The organism is Desulfoprunum benzoelyticum (genome assembly GCF_014201505.1).
In the GTDB taxonomy this organism is placed as follows: Bacteria; Desulfobacterota; Desulfobulbia; order Desulfobulbales; family Desulfocapsaceae; genus Desulfoprunum; species Desulfoprunum benzoelyticum.
This window is the reverse complement of record NZ_JACHEO010000024.1, coordinates 1-14,896: the sequence shown is the minus strand read 5'-3', so window position 1 is coordinate 14,896 and position 14,896 is coordinate 1. Positions and strand designations below refer to the sequence as shown.

General features: G+C 59.6%; 15 protein-coding genes, 1 tRNA gene and 1 pseudogene. 13 read left to right on the top strand and 4 right to left on the bottom strand.

The annotated features are described in order from the left end of the window. Positions 1 to 43 precede the first annotated feature (43 nt). Entirely contained in the window at positions 44 to 244 is a 201-nt protein-coding gene (locus HNQ81_RS15170) for a DUF2905 domain-containing protein (protein ID WP_183352159.1), read from the top strand. Between the two features lie 52 nt (positions 245 to 296). Here the strand turns inward: HNQ81_RS15170 and folE2 are convergent, their stop codons facing one another. Beyond that, positions 297 to 1,037, bottom strand: a complete 741-nt coding sequence (folE2, locus tag HNQ81_RS15165; RefSeq protein WP_183352158.1) for a GTP cyclohydrolase FolE2 — start codon at positions 1,035 to 1,037, stop codon at positions 297 to 299. Between the two features lie 249 nt (positions 1,038 to 1,286). Between folE2 and HNQ81_RS15160 the strand changes: the two genes are divergently transcribed. The 11 genes and pseudogenes from HNQ81_RS15160 (at position 1,287) to HNQ81_RS15110 (ending at position 11,114) form a co-directional block, all read left to right on the top strand. Further along, on the top strand, positions 1,287 to 1,679 hold the full coding sequence (locus HNQ81_RS15160) for an RNA-binding S4 domain-containing protein (RefSeq protein ID WP_183352157.1): 393 nt from the start codon (positions 1,287 to 1,289) through the stop codon (positions 1,677 to 1,679). Positions 1,680 to 1,685: 6 nt separating this feature from the next. Then, positions 1,686 to 2,261, top strand: a pseudogene (locus HNQ81_RS15155) (IMP cyclohydrolase); the annotation flags it as partial. A gap of 48 nt (positions 2,262 to 2,309) precedes the next feature. Then, positions 2,310 to 2,891 carry a phosphoribosylglycinamide formyltransferase gene (purN, locus tag HNQ81_RS15150; RefSeq protein ID WP_183352155.1) on the top strand — a complete coding sequence of 194 codons (582 nt, stop codon included), beginning with the start codon at positions 2,310 to 2,312 and terminating at the stop codon, positions 2,889 to 2,891. Further along, positions 2,888 to 3,424 carry a bifunctional pyr operon transcriptional regulator/uracil phosphoribosyltransferase PyrR gene (gene pyrR / locus HNQ81_RS15145; protein ID WP_337833465.1) on the top strand — a complete coding sequence of 179 codons (537 nt, stop codon included), beginning with the start codon at positions 2,888 to 2,890 and terminating at the stop codon, positions 3,422 to 3,424. The genes purN and pyrR overlap by 4 nt, the downstream gene beginning before the upstream one ends. A gap of 8 nt (positions 3,425 to 3,432) precedes the next feature. Next, complete coding sequence (locus tag HNQ81_RS15140) at positions 3,433 to 5,664, top strand: peptidase U32 family protein (RefSeq protein WP_183352153.1); 2,232 nt, start codon at positions 3,433 to 3,435, stop codon at positions 5,662 to 5,664. Positions 5,665 to 5,907: 243 nt separating this feature from the next. Beyond that, complete coding sequence (gene rpsT / locus HNQ81_RS15135) at positions 5,908 to 6,180, top strand: 30S ribosomal protein S20 (protein WP_183352152.1); 273 nt, start codon at positions 5,908 to 5,910, stop codon at positions 6,178 to 6,180. A gap of 214 nt (positions 6,181 to 6,394) precedes the next feature. Beyond that, complete coding sequence (gene trpE, locus HNQ81_RS15130; protein WP_183352151.1) at positions 6,395 to 7,900, top strand: anthranilate synthase component I; 1,506 nt, start codon at positions 6,395 to 6,397, stop codon at positions 7,898 to 7,900. A gap of 3 nt (positions 7,901 to 7,903) precedes the next feature. Continuing rightward, positions 7,904 to 8,509, top strand: a complete 606-nt coding sequence (locus HNQ81_RS15125) for an anthranilate synthase component II (protein ID WP_183352150.1) — start codon at positions 7,904 to 7,906, stop codon at positions 8,507 to 8,509. Between the two features lie 32 nt (positions 8,510 to 8,541). After that, positions 8,542 to 9,591 carry an anthranilate phosphoribosyltransferase gene (gene trpD, locus HNQ81_RS15120; protein WP_183352149.1) on the top strand — a complete coding sequence of 350 codons (1,050 nt, stop codon included), beginning with the start codon at positions 8,542 to 8,544 and terminating at the stop codon, positions 9,589 to 9,591. A gap of 65 nt (positions 9,592 to 9,656) precedes the next feature. Then, complete coding sequence (gene trpC / locus HNQ81_RS15115; protein ID WP_183352148.1) at positions 9,657 to 10,427, top strand: indole-3-glycerol phosphate synthase TrpC; 771 nt, start codon at positions 9,657 to 9,659, stop codon at positions 10,425 to 10,427. Between the two features lie 27 nt (positions 10,428 to 10,454). Next, positions 10,455 to 11,114, top strand: coding sequence for a phosphoribosylanthranilate isomerase (locus tag HNQ81_RS15110; protein ID WP_183352147.1), 660 nt, complete (start codon positions 10,455 to 10,457; stop codon positions 11,112 to 11,114). A gap of 6 nt (positions 11,115 to 11,120) precedes the next feature. On the opposite strand, the gene HNQ81_RS15105 is transcribed toward HNQ81_RS15110, so the two are convergent. Together HNQ81_RS15105 and HNQ81_RS15100 are read right to left on the bottom strand one after the other, a co-directional pair. Beyond that, on the bottom strand, positions 11,121 to 11,936 hold the full coding sequence (locus HNQ81_RS15105; RefSeq protein WP_183352146.1) for a septal ring lytic transglycosylase RlpA family protein: 816 nt from the start codon (positions 11,934 to 11,936) through the stop codon (positions 11,121 to 11,123). A 47-nt stretch (positions 11,937 to 11,983) separates the two neighbouring features. Further along, complete coding sequence (locus HNQ81_RS15100) at positions 11,984 to 13,426, bottom strand: cytochrome c3 family protein (protein ID WP_183352145.1); 1,443 nt, start codon at positions 13,424 to 13,426, stop codon at positions 11,984 to 11,986. A 169-nt stretch (positions 13,427 to 13,595) separates the two neighbouring features. Here HNQ81_RS15100 and HNQ81_RS15095 point away from each other — a divergent pair. Then, positions 13,596 to 13,671: transfer RNA gene (locus HNQ81_RS15095), tRNA-Thr, on the top strand. 138 nt (positions 13,672 to 13,809) lie between these two features. On the opposite strand, the gene HNQ81_RS15090 is transcribed toward HNQ81_RS15095, so the two are convergent. Beyond that, a complete protein-coding gene (locus HNQ81_RS15090) occupies positions 13,810 to 14,796 on the bottom strand; it encodes a helix-turn-helix transcriptional regulator (RefSeq protein WP_183352144.1) in 987 nt (328 codons plus the stop codon). Between the last annotated feature and the right edge of the window lie 100 nt (positions 14,797 to 14,896).

Below are 14,896 nucleotides of genomic sequence, written 5' to 3'. Positions count from 1 at the left end.
GTAGCTGCGCCTGTCCTTCGGCGGTGTGCAGCAGGAGGAGGATATGGGACGGACACTCGTACTGCTGGGGATGGTTCTGGTGGCGGTCGGCCTGGCCTGGCCGTGGCTGCAGAAACTGCCCTTCGGCCGCCTGCCGGGGGATATCTTCATCAAACGGGAGGGGTTTCAGTTCTTCTTCCCGGTGACGACTTCCATCCTGATCAGCATCATCCTCACCCTGATCTTCTGGCTGTTCAGAAAATAACCGTGGAGAGTGCGGGACGACCGCCGGGCGACGGCTGCCGACCGATCCGGCCTCAGCGGATTTCGTCGCTGTCGACGTAGGCGTAGGCGCTGTGCTTGTGGATCGATTCGAAGCTTTCGACGCCGGCGGCGAACCAGGTGATATCGGGATGGGCGAGGGCCGCCAGGGCCACCTTGCGCACCACGTCCTCGACGAACATCGGGTTGTGGAAGGCCTTCTCGGTGACGTACTTCTCATCCGGCCGCTTGAGCAGGGCGTAGAGCTCGCAGGATGCCGATTGCTCGACCATGACGATAAGATCTTCGATCCAGAGGAAGTTGTCGAACTTGACCTGTATATCGACCTCCGCCCGCTGGTTGTGGGCGCCGTCGGCGCTGATCTCCTTCGAGCAGGGGCAGAGCGTCGTCACCGGCACCCGGACGCTGAGGATGAAGTCCTCGTCATCGCCGATCCCGCCGGAGAAGGTGCATTCGTATTCCATCAGACTGCGGGTCCGGGTGACCGGCGCCTTCTTTTCGATGAAGAAGGGAAAGCTCATCTCCAGGCGGGCGCCCCTGGCCTGCAGCCGCTCCTGAACATCGGCGAGGATCTTCGAGAAGGAGGTGACGCTGATCTCCCCGAGGGAGCCATTCAGGGCCGAGGTGAAGGCGTCGACGCAGCTGCTGGGGGGGTTGGCCGTCGGCATGCTCGCCTGGATGCTGATCGTGGCGATGGTGGCCTGCAGCCCGCCGCCTTTTTCGAGGACCTTGACCGGGGTCTGGATGTCTTTGATACCGACCGAGTGGATAAGCATGAGAGCACGTTTTGATAATGGCGCCTGCGCACCAGGCGATTTCCGGCTGTTTACGATGTCGAGCGCCCCGGACTCGGAAAGGAGCCGGAGCGCCTGTCACGACACCCCTGTAGATACACTTTTTGCCGATTGCCGACAAGGGGCTTTTCCGGTTGGCAGGGCGACTGTCTTTTTTCATGCGCTTCCAGTCGAATCAGTGTAGTCTATGACACTTCACCCAAAGACAACGATTGGTGCAAAGAGACCTTCATGGAAGCCGCCGCTCCTGCTGTACGCCTGGATAAATGGCTGTGGGCCGCCCGTTTTTTCAAGACCCGGTCGATGGCCACCCATGCCGTCAACGGCGGCAAGGTCCGCTGTAACGATGCCCGGACCAAGGCCGGGAAAACCGTCACCGTCGGCGACCAGCTGATCATCAACAACGGTCACGAGGAATTCCGGGTCACTGTCCTGGCGGTGTCCGGGACCCGCCGGCCGGCGAGAGAGGCGATGCTGCTGTACGAGGAGAGCGAGGAGAGTGTCGGCAGAAGAGAGGAGCAACGGGAGATGCGCCGCCTCCTCCATGCCGGCGGCATGACTCCGCCACGGCGGCCGGACAAGCGCGACCGTCGCAAGATCAAATCATTCTTACGAAAGGACTGAGAGGAGATGAGCAGGATAGAGAGAGCCCTGATCAGCCTGACCGACAAGTCGGGGATCGAACACTTCGCGGCAGAACTGGCCCGTCTGGGCATCGAGATACTCTCCACCGGCGGGACGGCCCGGACAATACGGTCGGCCGGCATCAAGGTGACCGATGTGTCGGAGTTCACCGGTTTTCCGGAGATGCTCGACGGCCGGGTCAAGACCCTCCATCCCAAGGTCCATGGCGCCATTCTCAACCAGCGGGCCAACGCCGACCACCAGCGGCAGTGCGCCGAGCACGGGCTGCAGAACATCGACCTCGTCGCCGTCAATCTCTACGCCTTCGAGAAGACCGTCGCCGATCCCGCCTGCAGCCTCGCCGACGCCATCGAGAATATCGATATCGGCGGACCGACCCTGCTGCGGGCCTCGGCCAAGAATTTTCAGGATGTCACCGTCATCGTCGACCCGGCCGATTATCCCCAGGTCCTGGCCGAGATCACCGCTACCGGCAACACCACCCTGAAGACCCGGTTTCGCCTCGCGGTCAAGGTCTTCGATCTCACCTCGAGCTACGATACCGCCATTTCCCGGTGGCTGAACCGGATCGACGTCGACCACAACGTCTATTTCGCAGGAGAATGAACGATGCTGAAGATGGCAGTTCTGCTCTCCGGCAGCGGCCGGACCCTCGATAATTTTCACGACCGGAGCCGAAACGGCAGCATGGCCGGCGTTATCGAGGTGGTGATTGCCAACGTCCCCACCGCCCTCGGCCTCGACAAGGCCGAACGCTACGGCTATCCCGCCTTCCATGCCGATGACAGCGAGACGACGAATCGGATCCTGGCCCGTTACGATATCGATGTCGTCTGCCTGGCCGGCTACCTCAAGCTCTACACCCCGCCGCCACAGCTCGCCCGCTCGGTGGTCAACATCCACCCCTCACTGATCCCGTCCTTCTGCGGCCCCGGCTACTACGGCCACCATGTCCATCAGGCGGTCAAGGACCGGGGCTGCACGGTCAGCGGCTGCACCGTCCATTTCGCCGACGAACGCTACGACGAGGGACCGATCATCCTGCAGAGATGTGTCGCCCTCGACGATCAGGACAGCATCGATGATATCGCCGCCAGGGTCTTCGCCGTCGAATGCGAGGCCTTTCCCGAGGCGATCAACCTGGTCGATGCCAGGGGAGTGGAGTATTTCTGGAGACGGGTGGGAAAGTGAAAGGCGAAACGCGTATCATTATGAACCGCCAGGAGATCGATCTGGCCCTGAAACGGATCGCCCTCCAGATCCTGGAAAAAAACGCCGATCTGACCGAGATGGCCATCGTCGGCATCCACACCTGCGGGGTCTTCCTGGCCGAGCGGATCGGCGCCATCCTCCATCGGCAGACCGGCCGGGAGATCCCGGCCGGAAGTCTCGATATCAACCTTTACCGCGATGACTGGAGCCTGATCAATCAGAATCCAGTCGTCCGGACGACCGATATCCGTTTCGATGTCGACAATGCCAATCTGGTACTGGTCGACGACGTCATCTTTTCCGGGCGGACGATCCGGGCGGCGATGGACGCGATCATGGATTTCGGTCGCCCCCATACCGTCCAGCTGGCGGTGCTGGTCGACCGTGGTGGCCGGGAGCTGCCGATCCAGCCCGATTACACCGGGTTGCGCACCACCGTCCTGCCGAACCAGCGGATCCAGGTCCGGCTCGATGAGCATGGCGGCCGGGATGAAGTCGTGATCGAGAGCTGATTCGGTTTATGGAACTCCTGGCCCCGGCGGGCACCATCGAAAATTTTCACGCGGCGTTCGAGGCCGGCGCCGATGCCGTTTATGTCGGAGCCCCCGGCTTCAATGCCAGAAACCTCGCCCGCGATCTCCGCCTGGAAGAGATCGGGGCGATGATCCGTTTCTGCCATGAGCGTGGCAAAAAACTGTATGTCGCCGCCAACAGTCTCATTCTCGAACGTGAACTGCCCCTGGTTGCCGAGACCCTTGCCCAGTTGGAGTTCCTGGGGCCGGATGCGCTGATTGTCCAGGACCTGGGGCTGATCCGGCTGATCCGCCGCTATTTTCCGAAACTGCGCCTCCACGCCTCGACCCTGATGACCGCCCATAATTCGCCGGCGGTCAGCGCCCTGGCCGGTCTCGGCTGTCAGCGGGTGGTGCTGGCCCGCGAACTGACGGTCAGGGAGATCGCCGCCATCCGGGCCCGGAGCGAGGTCGAGCTCGAGGTTTTCATCCACGGTGCGATGTGCTTCTCCTATTCCGGGCTCTGTCTGTTTTCCTCCTTTCTCGGCGGCAAGAGCGGCCTGCGCGGCCGCTGCGTCCAACCCTGCCGGCGCGCTTATACCGTGGCCGGCAAAGGCAAGGGGGGCACCGGGGGCAAAGGCGGTTCCTACCTTTTTTCGATGAACGATCTCTCCGGCCTGGAGGCTGTTCCGGCCCTGCGGGAGATGGGTGTCGCCTCGTTGAAGATCGAAGGGCGGCTGCGCTCGGCCCACTACGTCCGTACTGTGGTCGGCGCTTATCGCATGGTCATCGACGCCGCGCCCCACGAACTCGAAACCGTCATGATCGAGGCGGGGGCGAGGGTGCGGCAGGCGATGAGCCGGAAAGTCACCCCCGGCTACTTTTTTTCGCCCCAGCCCCAGGATGCCGTCACGCCCCATCATTCCGGCAACATCGGCCTGCACCTGGGCAGGGCGGAAAAGTTCACGGCGACCGGAGAGGGGCGGTACTGTTCGGTGGCCCTGAAAGAGGATCTGGCGGTGGGCGACCGGCTCCGTCTCCATCTTGAACCGTCAGGGGAGAGGCTGGCCTTCACCGTGAAGGAGATGTATCTCGGCCGCCAGGCGATCGAAGCGGCCGAGGCCGCCACTCTGGTCCGGATTGCCCTGCCGCCGGCCTGTCCCGCGCAGCCAGGGCAGAACCTCGATCTCTACAAGGTCGATACGGCGGGAGGCGGGGCGGCGGAGATGCCGAAACTGGCCGTCGCCGAGGTGAAGACCGCCCTTGCCGGTTACCGCTCACGGCTTGTCCGCAGGTTGCGAGGTATCGCCCGGGAGGTGTGGGAACAAGATCAGTCCAGGACTGGTGACCGGCACGGCAGGGGAGATCGACGGACGCCGGGCGCCCCGGTTGCGGCGCGCCGAAACAGGGGTGTCGCTGCCGGCAGGACAACACTGGAGTGGTGGCTGCGCACCGATTCGTTCAAAGTGTTGCAGACCAGGCTGCCTTTTGCCCCGGATCGATTCCTGCTTTCGTTCGACAAGGGGCTTGTCAGCCAGGCGGGCCAGATCCGGCGTCTCCTCGGCAACCGGGCACGGGATGTGATCTGGGGGCTGCCCCCGGTCATCCAGGAACAGGACCTGACGAGGACGCACAAACAGATCGGCAACCTGCTGCGTTCCGGCTACAAATCGTTCCAGATCAGTCACATCGGCCAACTTGATTTTTTTGCCGGCGAGCGGGTGCATCTCCATGGCGACTACACCTTCAACCTGCTCAACAGCCAGGCTGTTGCCGCGGTGGCGACGGCAGGACTGGAGTCGGTACAACTGTGCATCGAGGCGGATCGACAGAGTCTCGGCGAACTGATCCAGGGCTGCAGAATGCTCTCGGAGGGGTCGGGGCGGGGAGGGGAACGCCGCAGCCCGCGGCTGGGGTTGACGGTCTACGGCTCACCGCCGTTGTTCACTGCCCGCCTCGCCGCCCCGCATTTCACCTATGACCGGCCTTTGCTCAGCCCGAAGGGCGAGGCCCTCGTTATCCGCAAGAAGGAAGGGTTCACCGAGACCCATTCAACCCGCCCTTTTTCACTTCTCCCGTATCTGGCGGAACTCAAGGGGTTGGGGCTCGACCATGCCGTCGTCGATATCCGCGGCGGGCAGGTGGACAACCGGCTGCTGAAGGAACTGCAGGAGCGGCTGACCGGAACCGGTCGTCACGCGAAACTTCCCACCTTCAACTACCTCGGCCGGCTCGAGTAGGATGCTGCGTCGTGATGGAAGCGTTGTCCCATCATGGTCGATTGGTGCAACATTGGAAAACTTTTCTTCTTGCAGGTAAAAACAACCTGTGCTAAGGGTATCTGTTGACTTTATCGTCCGGGTCCAGTATAAATTTCTTTCTTTTTGCAATGGAAATACAGGTCTGGATTTGAATGTAAGGTAACCTATCCAACCGTCAATCCGGTGCCATATACGAGTGTCATCAACAGGAGGAATTAATTCGTGGCAAATCATAAATCGGCTGAAAAAAGGAATCGGCAGTCCCAGACCCGTCGTCTGCGCAACAGGACGAACAGGTCGCAGATGAAGAACGCAATCCGTAAGGTCAACGAAGCAGTGGCAACCGGGTCCGAGGATGCGGCCAAAGAGGCGTTGCAGCTCGCAATACCGGTCATTGCCAAGACGGCATCGAAGGGCACCATTCATAAAAATGCGGCTTCACGCAAGATTTCCCGTTTGACCATCAGCGTCAACAAGGTCGGCTCAGCAGCCTGATCCACCATCGTTGTCGTTCGTCGAGCCAAAGCCCCTTTCGGCGGCGGCTGCTTGAAAAGCAAAAGGACCATGGAATCTCTCGATTCTATGGTCCTTTTTTTCATTGTCCGACGGTGAAGATGCTGGACAATAGGGATCGAGAACTGGTATTCTTCGCAAATTACCATCGATATCTTCATGTAATGCATTGAAGTTCCTAGGATATTTTTAAATCATGCCCCAGCGAGCCTACCACCCTCCGCCGCAGAGTTTTGCCGGATATCTTTCCACATCGAAGCTTGTTCCGGTCTACACCGAGATCATCGCCGATCTCGACACTCCTCTCACCCTGTTTGCCAAGATTGCCGACGCCCACAGCCATATCTTTCTGTTCGAGAGCATGGAAGGCGGGGAAAAATGGGGGCGATATTCCTTCATCGGTTTCGAACCGCTCGTCACCTTTGAATCCAGGCGGGACGAGGTCCGTATCACCGAAGTACACAACGGGCAGAGGGAAGAGGAGCGGTTTCATGCCAATCCCCTGCATGCCATCAGGGTTCTGGTCGAACGGCTCGACGCTGCCGACATTGACGGTCTGCCCAAATTCTGTGGCGGCGCCGTCGGTTTTCTCGGCTACGATATGGTACGGTTCATGGAGGAACTTCCCGACTCGAGGCCCAGTCTAGATCTTCCGGAGTCCGCCTTCATGGTGCCGCGCATCGTTCTGGTCCATGACAGCGTGCGGCAGACCGTCACGGTGGTCTGCTGGGTCAGGGAGGAGGACGGGGTTGGCGGCGCCGATCTGTTGTATGACGACGCGGTACGGCGAATAGAGGAAATCATCGCCGTCCTGAAGGCGCCGGTCCCGGTGCAGGTGCATGACAGCATGTGCGGCATTCCGATCCCCCATGTCTTCACCTCGAATATGGAGCCGGAAAGGTTCCAGGCGATGGTCGAGAGGGCGAAAGAGTATATTGTCGCCGGCGATATTATCCAGGTCGTGTTGTCCCAGAGGTTTCACACCGAAACCGATATCGACCCGACCGTGCTCTATCGGGCCCTGCGTCATATCAACCCCAGTCCCTACCTCTTTTTCCTGAAATTCGGCGATCTCGTCCAGATCGGCTCCTCGCCCGAGATCCTGGTCCGCAAGGAAGAGCGGATGATCGAACTGCGGCCTATCGCCGGTACCCGACCGCGCGGTGCGACCGTTGAGGAGGATCTGCGACTGGAGCAGGAACTGCTCGCCGACCCGAAGGAACGCGCCGAGCACCTGATGCTGGTCGATCTCGGCCGCAATGACGTCGGCCGGGTCGCCAGGGACGGCTCGGTCGAGGTCCGGGACCTGCTGGTGATCGAACGCTACAGCCATGTCATGCATATCGTCTCCGGAGTGCACGGTGAGATCCGTGAGGGGCTGGACCAGTTCGACGTCCTTGCCGCCTGTTTCCCGGCCGGCACCGTCAGCGGCGCCCCGAAGATCCGGGCGATGGAGATCATCGACGAGCTCGAACCCGACCGGCGGGGACCATATGCCGGTTCGGTCGGTTATTTCGGTTTTTCCGGGAACATGGATTTCTGCATCACGATCCGCACCTTTATCATGCAGGGCGGAAATCTCTGGATCCAGGCCGGCGCCGGGATCGTCGCCGATTCCGACCCGGTGCGGGAATTCGAGGAGACCATCAATAAATCCATGGGGCTGCGTCGGGCAGTGGAACTGGTCGAAAGAGGATTTTAGACGATGCTGGTCATTATCGATAACTACGATTCCTTCACCTACAATATCGTCCAGACCATCGCCGGCAGTGCCCGGAAAGAGGGGAGAGAGGAAGATATCAGGGTGTATCGCAACGACAAGATCAGCATCGCCGAGATCGAGGCGATGCGGCCGGATCGGCTGCTGGTTTCGCCCGGGCCCTGTTCGCCGCAGGAGGCCGGGATATCGATTGCCGCCATCCGTTATTTCAGCGACAAGGTGCCGGTCCTGGGCGTCTGTCTGGGCCACCAGTCGATGGGTGAAGCCTTTGGCGGCAGAACGATCCGGGCGCGGCGAATCATGCATGGCAAGACCAGCCCGATCCACCATGACGGCAAGGGGATCTTTACCGGCCTGGCCAACCCCTTTGACGGCATGCGGTATCATTCGCTGATCCTCGAGGAGGAAACGCTGCCTGGCTGTCTGACCATCACGGCGAGGACAGACGAAGGCGAACTGATGGCCATCCGCCACAAGACCCTGCCGGTGGAGGGAGTGCAGTTCCATCCGGAATCGATTATGACCCCGGCCGGAATACGGCTCCTGCAGAATTTCATGAGCCCCGATTACCAGCGGATGGTCAATGGCTGATTCGCGGCAATCCAGCACAAGAGGTTGAACAGATGAAGATAAAGGAAGCGATAGGTCGGTTGGTGATCGGTCATGGTCTCTCGGAACAGGAGATGTACGAGGTCATGCTGGTGATCATGAACGGCGATGCCACTGGGGCCCAGATCGGCTCCTTCATCACCGCATTGCGGATGAAAGGGGAGACGGTCGACGAGATCACCGGCGCCGTCCGGGTCATGCGGGAGAAGGCGACGCCGATCGATACGGGCGTGGCGACGGCAAAAGGCGAGGTCCTGGTGGACATCGTCGGCACCGGCGGCGACGGTTCCGGCACCTTCAACGTCTCGACGACTTCGTCCTTTGTCGTTGCCGCGGCCGGTATTCCGGTGGCCAAGCACGGCAATCGTGCGGTTTCTTCGCGTTGCGGCAGCGCCGATGTCCTCGAGGCCGCCGGGGTCAGTCTGAATCTGCCTCCGGATCAGGTCGGGCAATGCGTGCGCTCCGTCGGCATCGGCTTCCTCTTCGCCCCGGCCCTGCACAAGGCGATGAAGTATGCCATCGGCCCGCGCCGGGAGATCGGCATCCGGTCGATCTTCAATATCCTCGGCCCGATGACCAACCCCGCCGGGGCCAACGTCCAGGTGCTCGGCGTTTTCGATCCCGCCTTGACCGAACTCGTCGCCAACGTTCTGCTGCGGCTGGGGACGAAGCGGTCGCTGGTCGTCTACGGCGAAGGCAATCTCGATGAACTGACGGTGACCGGATACACGAGAATATCGGAAGTGGCGGACGGCAGGGTGCATACCTATACCGTTACCCCGGAGGAGTTCGGGCTTACGCGGGCCCGGCTCGAGGAACTGGCCGGGGCGGCGACGCCGCAACTGGCGGCGGTCGACATGCGGGAGATCCTCGCCGGCCGGCCGGGACCGAAGCGGGACATGGTCCTGCTCAACAGCGGGGCGGCCTTGATGGCGGCCGGGGTGGTGCCGACGGTTAACGAGGGTATCGCCAGGGCGGCCGAGATCATCGATTCGGGCAAGGCGGTGGCCAAACTCGACGAACTGATCCAATACTGCGCCTCGTTCGCCGCGCAGAAGGCGTAGGCAACGGCTATCCGACCAGGGGGCGGGGATTTTTCGACTGCAGTATTTGCTCGGTGATCAGGAAGATGATATTAGATAGAATAGTAGCCCAGAAACGCCTCGAGATCGCGCAGCTGAAAAGCGCCGGGATCGCATTGCCGCCTTCCATGCAGGGGAAGAAGATCGACCCGCCGCGCGGGTTCCGCCAGGCACTGGTGGCGTATCCGGGGGTCTCGATCATCGCCGAGGTAAAAAAGGCCTCCCCCTCCAAAGGGGTCATCTGCGAAGACTTCGACCCGGTTGAAATAGCCGGCAATTATCAGAGATCGGGGGCGCAGGCGATTTCGGTACTGACCGATCGTCAGTTTTTCCAGGGCAGTCTTCTCTACCTCATGCAGGTCAGGGAAGCTGTCATCCTGCCGGTCCTGCGCAAGGATTTTATCATCGACGAGGTGCAGATCCGGGAAGCCGGTATGCATGGAGCCGATGCCATCCTGTTGATCGCCGCGATTCTCGACGCATTGCAGCTGAAGGAATATCAGGTCTATGCCGGGGAACTGGGGATGGACGTTCTGGTCGAGGTGCATGACGAGCGCGAAGTCGAGCTGGCCCTTGCTGCCGACAGTCGGCTCATCGGTATCAACAACCGGAACCTGAAGGATTTCTCGATGGATATCAATACGACCTTCCGCCTGAAAAAGATCATCCCGGCCGATATCCCGGTTGTCAGCGAGTCAGGCCTGCGGGATCACGAGGATATTGAACGATTGGCGGAGGCAGGAGTGGCCGCTGCCCTCATCGGTGAGACCCTGATGCGGGCCGGATCGCCCGGAGATGTGCTCCGGGGCTTGCGGTAATACGATAACTATGAAAATGGAGGAGTGATGCACCGGCGAACGCGCATAAAAATGTGCGGAATTACCAACATGGAAGATGCGGAGGAGGGCATACGGGCGGGAGTCGACGCCCTTGGATTTATCTTTGTGGAAGAAAGCCCACGATACATCGAGCCGGAAAAGGCCAAGGAGATCGCGGCAAACATCTCACCCTTTGTTGATCTGGTCGGTGTGTTTATCGATCGGGATAACATCGAAGTCCAGGAAATTGTCGATTACTGCGGTCTTTCCTACGTGCAGCTGCATGGCAGCGAAACTCCCGAATATTGCGGCCAGTTGGCGTATGCTGCGTCACCCTGCAAGGTCATCAAGGCCTTCAGGATCAGCGGCAGCGCAATTCCTGAAGATTTTCAACCCTATCAGGATGTTGTTCAGGGGTTCCTGCTCGATACCTACGTTGCCGACCAGGCGGGGGGGACCGGAAGCAGTTTCAACTGGGATATGATTGAATCTCTGGCGCTGCAGCGGCCAATAATCCTGGCGGGCGGACTGTCCCCCGATAACGTGACCGAGGCCATCGACAAGGTCCGGCCCTTTGCCATCGATGTCAATTCGGGCGTGGAAATCCGGCCCGGGCTGAAGGACTACGATAAGCTGAGAATGCTGCTGGATGCGGTCTGGAAAGCGGATCTTGCCAGGATCAGCTGACAGGAACTAACGTACGACTACCAACGCTTCTTTGTAACCATTGTTGCGCATCTTCCGCTCCGTGCTGAGCGCCTTGTCACGGTCGTTGCCGGCGGCGATCAGCACCCGGTAGATGGTCGATTTTTTGCCGCTGACCTGCCGGATGATGACGGTCTGGCCGGCTTTGGCGAATCGCTCCTGCATGCGCTTGGCATTGGATTCGCGAGAGAAGGCGCCGACCTGGACATAGAACGAATTTGCGGTGTTGGTGGAATTTTGCTCAATCTGCATTTCGTCTATCCGGCCTTGGCTGGCGCCGTTGAGGACGGTGATCTCAACCTTGGCGATCCCCTTTCTTGCCAGTTTCAGGGTCTTGGCAGCGGAATGACTCAGGTCGATAATCCGTTTCCCGGAATAGGGGCCTCTGTCATTGACGCGGACAATCGTTTCTCTGCCGTTTTCCAGGTTCTTGACCTTTAACAGGGTGTTCATCGGCAGCTGCTTGTGTGCGGCTGTCATTGAATGCATGTCGAATCGTTCGCCGCTCGAGGTGCGCTTCCCCTGAAAAGATTTGCCATACCAGGAAGCGAGGCCGGTCTCTGAGTAGCCATCGGAGGGCGAATGGACACTCATGTCTTTCTGGTCCAAGGTGCTGGACGGCTTGGCATCCGGATTCCTGTCGTACGAAGCGAAAGCTGACCCGGTGGGGATGGCGACCAGGAAGAACAGGAAAAATGCTAAAAACCTGAGACGGTGGAGTGTGGCGGCCCCATTCAGAATGGTGTCGTCGTGTACTCCGGGAATGGAGCGGCTGCTGGTGGTCGTTGTTGTGCAACTGATCATAGGCGGCAGTCGTTTGTGATGATTGATGATTACAGGACCGTTGCTATTCAGTCCCCCTTCTTGATCTCCTCTGCTGCTGCAGTGAAATGGAGGTTTTCGAGACGCTGCCGGTAGAACAACCCGGCTTTTCCTGTCGTATGCGGGGTGTAGCGATGGAGGCCGTTGCTGCCGGCCTCGGACGGATGGGAATCGAAATGTACCTGGCCGTTCCCATCCTGCCAGGAAAGAGTGAAATCAAGCAGCGGCCTGACTACGGAGACATTGTTTTCCCGGTCTTTTTCCAGGAAGATTGTCTCCCAACGCCGCATGCCGTAACCTTTATACCACACTCCTGGCTGATTCCCGAAGTGAATTTTGTCTTTCATGGTCGGAAAAATTTCAGTCTTCGAAAAATCAGTATTGTTTTCAAGAAGATTTGTTACCTCGGAACTTTCCTGGGTAGTCAACCGATCCCAATGGTCATACTCCTCGTACTCTGAACGCAGGAGATGCTTGCCGAAGTCGGCGAAGCCCCACTGGGCATGGCAGACCTGGCAGGAAATCTTGTCGTCGTTGGTTGAATGGGCCGGATCGCTCATGACCGGCAGAGGATGCTCCTTCATCCCGGTTCCGGAAAGGAAGATATACCCGGAAGCGGATTTGCGGACCCGGTCGGGCAGGTTTTTCCCGAGCTGCGCGGCGTCGTGACATCCGGCGCAGGAAGGGCCGGGATCGCCTGCCGCCATCAGTTCCCTGCCGCTGTGGCAGTCGATGCAGACGAGGCCGCGCTGCTGGTGGATGTCCGCCGCCAGTTCATGATACTCAACGCCAAAGGGACGGAAATGGTCCTCTTTCGTCGTGTAAGGGGTGCGATATTCGACGTTCAGGTCATGCTCGAATCGTCCATAGTAGTCGAACCCGACCCTGTTCCCGTAATGGCAGGAAAGGCATTGTCGGTCGCCGGGTGCGGACAGAAATGCGTGTGAGGCCAGCCGGCCGTTCTGAAAATCAAGATGACAGGCGGCGCAGCCGGTGCCGTGGGTGACGGCGGGGTAATCGTCGCCCTGGTAGTAGAGATGACAGCGCAGGCAACGGCGGCGCAGGAGGTCGTCGGCAAGGGCGAGGGCATCCCTGGGGGAGTCGGATTCCGGGATCTCGACCATCGACGGCAGATCAGCCGTGGCGCCGAAGGCGCGACGAACCAGGTTGACGAGGTTTTTCAGGGTCAAATGGGATGCAGTGCGGAGACCGTCGACCTGCCGGGAATGGCATGGCCCACAGGATCTGGCCATCGCCTCCGGGTGGGCCGGCTGGGCGATCAGGCCGCTGTGGGCCGCGCTTTTTTCTTTGGAGCTGGCGTTGCCCTGATGACAGGCGGTGCAGGCCATGGCATGGTTGCCGTCCAGCATGACGGCGTGACAGCCGGTGCAGCCGTTGGCGTCAACCGGGCCTGAGATCGTTTCGCCGCTGCTGATCAGCAGGAGAACAAAGCTGAACAGGAGCTGAGGCAAGGTGATGCGGTTTGAGTTCGACAAATGCCAGAGTGAAATGAATTGTTTTGATAACGTATCGATTTGTTGAAAAATTTAACGCAATGGTCGAGTACGGCCGATCATTGGTTATATTTCATAAAGGTTGAATTTTCAATCGTTACCTGCTATAAAGGCGTCACTATCAGAGGCCAATATAGCTCAGCTGGTAGAGCAACTGATTCGTAATCAGTAGGTCTGCGGTTCGATTCCGCATATTGGCTCCAGTAAAATCAAAGGGTTAAGTCGATTCGGCTTAACCCTTTTCTGCGTCGGTTCTACCCCGGTTCTACGGAAACGACAAGGCAGGGAGTTCTTCAAGTTGTTGAGGGGGAAGGATGCCACGCGAGCGGGGGAAGCCATTTTCAAGCGCTTTCCGGCGTGCTCCGGTATTTCCCTCTCATCCCATCAATGGTTGTTTTGACCTCATCTGCGAAACTTCGTGGCGCAATCACCTCTGCCATCTCCCCCCAGGACAGCACCCAGCGCTTCAGTTCCAGCAGGTGATTGACGGTCAGTGACAGGACCACGGATCCGTCGGGATGCTCGTCGATCTGCTGGGTCGGGTGCCAGCGCCGCTCCCGGATGTATCCCGCCACCTCCCTGTTGAAGTGGATCTTGACCTGATATTCGTTGTCGCTCCAGTGGACCCCGAAATGGCTGCCGGAAAGACGGGTGAAGTCGAAGGTTGTAGGGATGCGAAAGTCCGTGGGCAGCAACTCGACGCTTTCCATCCTTGCCAGGCTGAAGGTGCGGATATCGTTCCGTCGATGGCAATGGGCGACGACATACCAGTCCCCCTCGAAACGGACGCCATGGTAGGGATCGAGGTCACGCGCCGCCGGCTCGGTGCCGGGGGTGCGGTAGACGACCCGGATTCGGCGGGAGAGGCGGATCGCCTCTGCCACCTTCTCCCAGATGCCGGGCCGGATCAGGGTGTTGGAAGGGGGGAAGACGGTAAACCGGGCATGGTCCTGGCCGAGATCGACGGTGGTCTTTGCCGGCAGCGATTCCTCGATCTTGCGGAACACCGAGCGCAGACTGTCATACAACGGCGTTCCCTCGTACTGCGTCAGCAGCTTCTCGGCCAGGTAGATCGCAAACAGGTCGCTCTCCTTGACCGAGATCGCCGGCAACTGGTAGTTCGGCTCGGTGTAGTAATACCCCCGGTGTTTGGCCGAATACTCGATCGGGGCGTCGAGCTGATAGCGCATGTAGTCGAGATCGCGCTGAATGGTCTTGGCGCTGACCTCGTAGTCGCCGGCCAATTGCGAGCAGTTGGGATAGCGGCCCTTGGCGATCTCTCGGTCGATGAAGAGCAGCCGGGAATGCTGCGGTTTGTATTTCGGCATAAAAATTTCTGATTACCACTGAAACTCAGCCTCGACAGATTTATCCGTGATGGGACTCTATCTGTCCTACCAACCATGGTAAGGTACTCTCTCAGAACAA

Excerpts from the sequence above, each read along its gene's own strand:
- HNQ81_RS15170 (WP_183352159.1), top strand. The coding sequence starts at position 44 with ATGGGACGGACACTCGTACTGCTGGGGATGGTTCTGGTGGCGGTCGGC.
- folE2 (WP_183352158.1), bottom strand. The coding sequence starts at position 1,037 with ATGCTTATCCACTCGGTCGGTATCAAAGACATCCAGACCCCGGTCAAG.
- HNQ81_RS15160 (WP_183352157.1), top strand. The coding sequence starts at position 1,287 with ATGGAAGCCGCCGCTCCTGCTGTACGCCTGGATAAATGGCTGTGGGCC.
- purN (WP_183352155.1), top strand. The coding sequence starts at position 2,310 with ATGCTGAAGATGGCAGTTCTGCTCTCCGGCAGCGGCCGGACCCTCGAT.
- HNQ81_RS15140 (WP_183352153.1), top strand. The coding sequence starts at position 3,433 with ATGGAACTCCTGGCCCCGGCGGGCACCATCGAAAATTTTCACGCGGCG.
- trpE (WP_183352151.1), top strand. The coding sequence starts at position 6,395 with ATGCCCCAGCGAGCCTACCACCCTCCGCCGCAGAGTTTTGCCGGATAT.
- HNQ81_RS15125 (WP_183352150.1), top strand. The coding sequence starts at position 7,904 with ATGCTGGTCATTATCGATAACTACGATTCCTTCACCTACAATATCGTC.
- trpD (WP_183352149.1), top strand. The coding sequence starts at position 8,542 with ATGAAGATAAAGGAAGCGATAGGTCGGTTGGTGATCGGTCATGGTCTC.
- trpC (WP_183352148.1), top strand. The coding sequence starts at position 9,657 with ATGATATTAGATAGAATAGTAGCCCAGAAACGCCTCGAGATCGCGCAG.
- HNQ81_RS15110 (WP_183352147.1), top strand. The coding sequence starts at position 10,455 with ATGCACCGGCGAACGCGCATAAAAATGTGCGGAATTACCAACATGGAA.
- HNQ81_RS15105 (WP_183352146.1), bottom strand. The coding sequence starts at position 11,936 with ATGATCAGTTGCACAACAACGACCACCAGCAGCCGCTCCATTCCCGGA.
- HNQ81_RS15090 (WP_183352144.1), bottom strand. The coding sequence starts at position 14,796 with ATGCCGAAATACAAACCGCAGCATTCCCGGCTGCTCTTCATCGACCGA.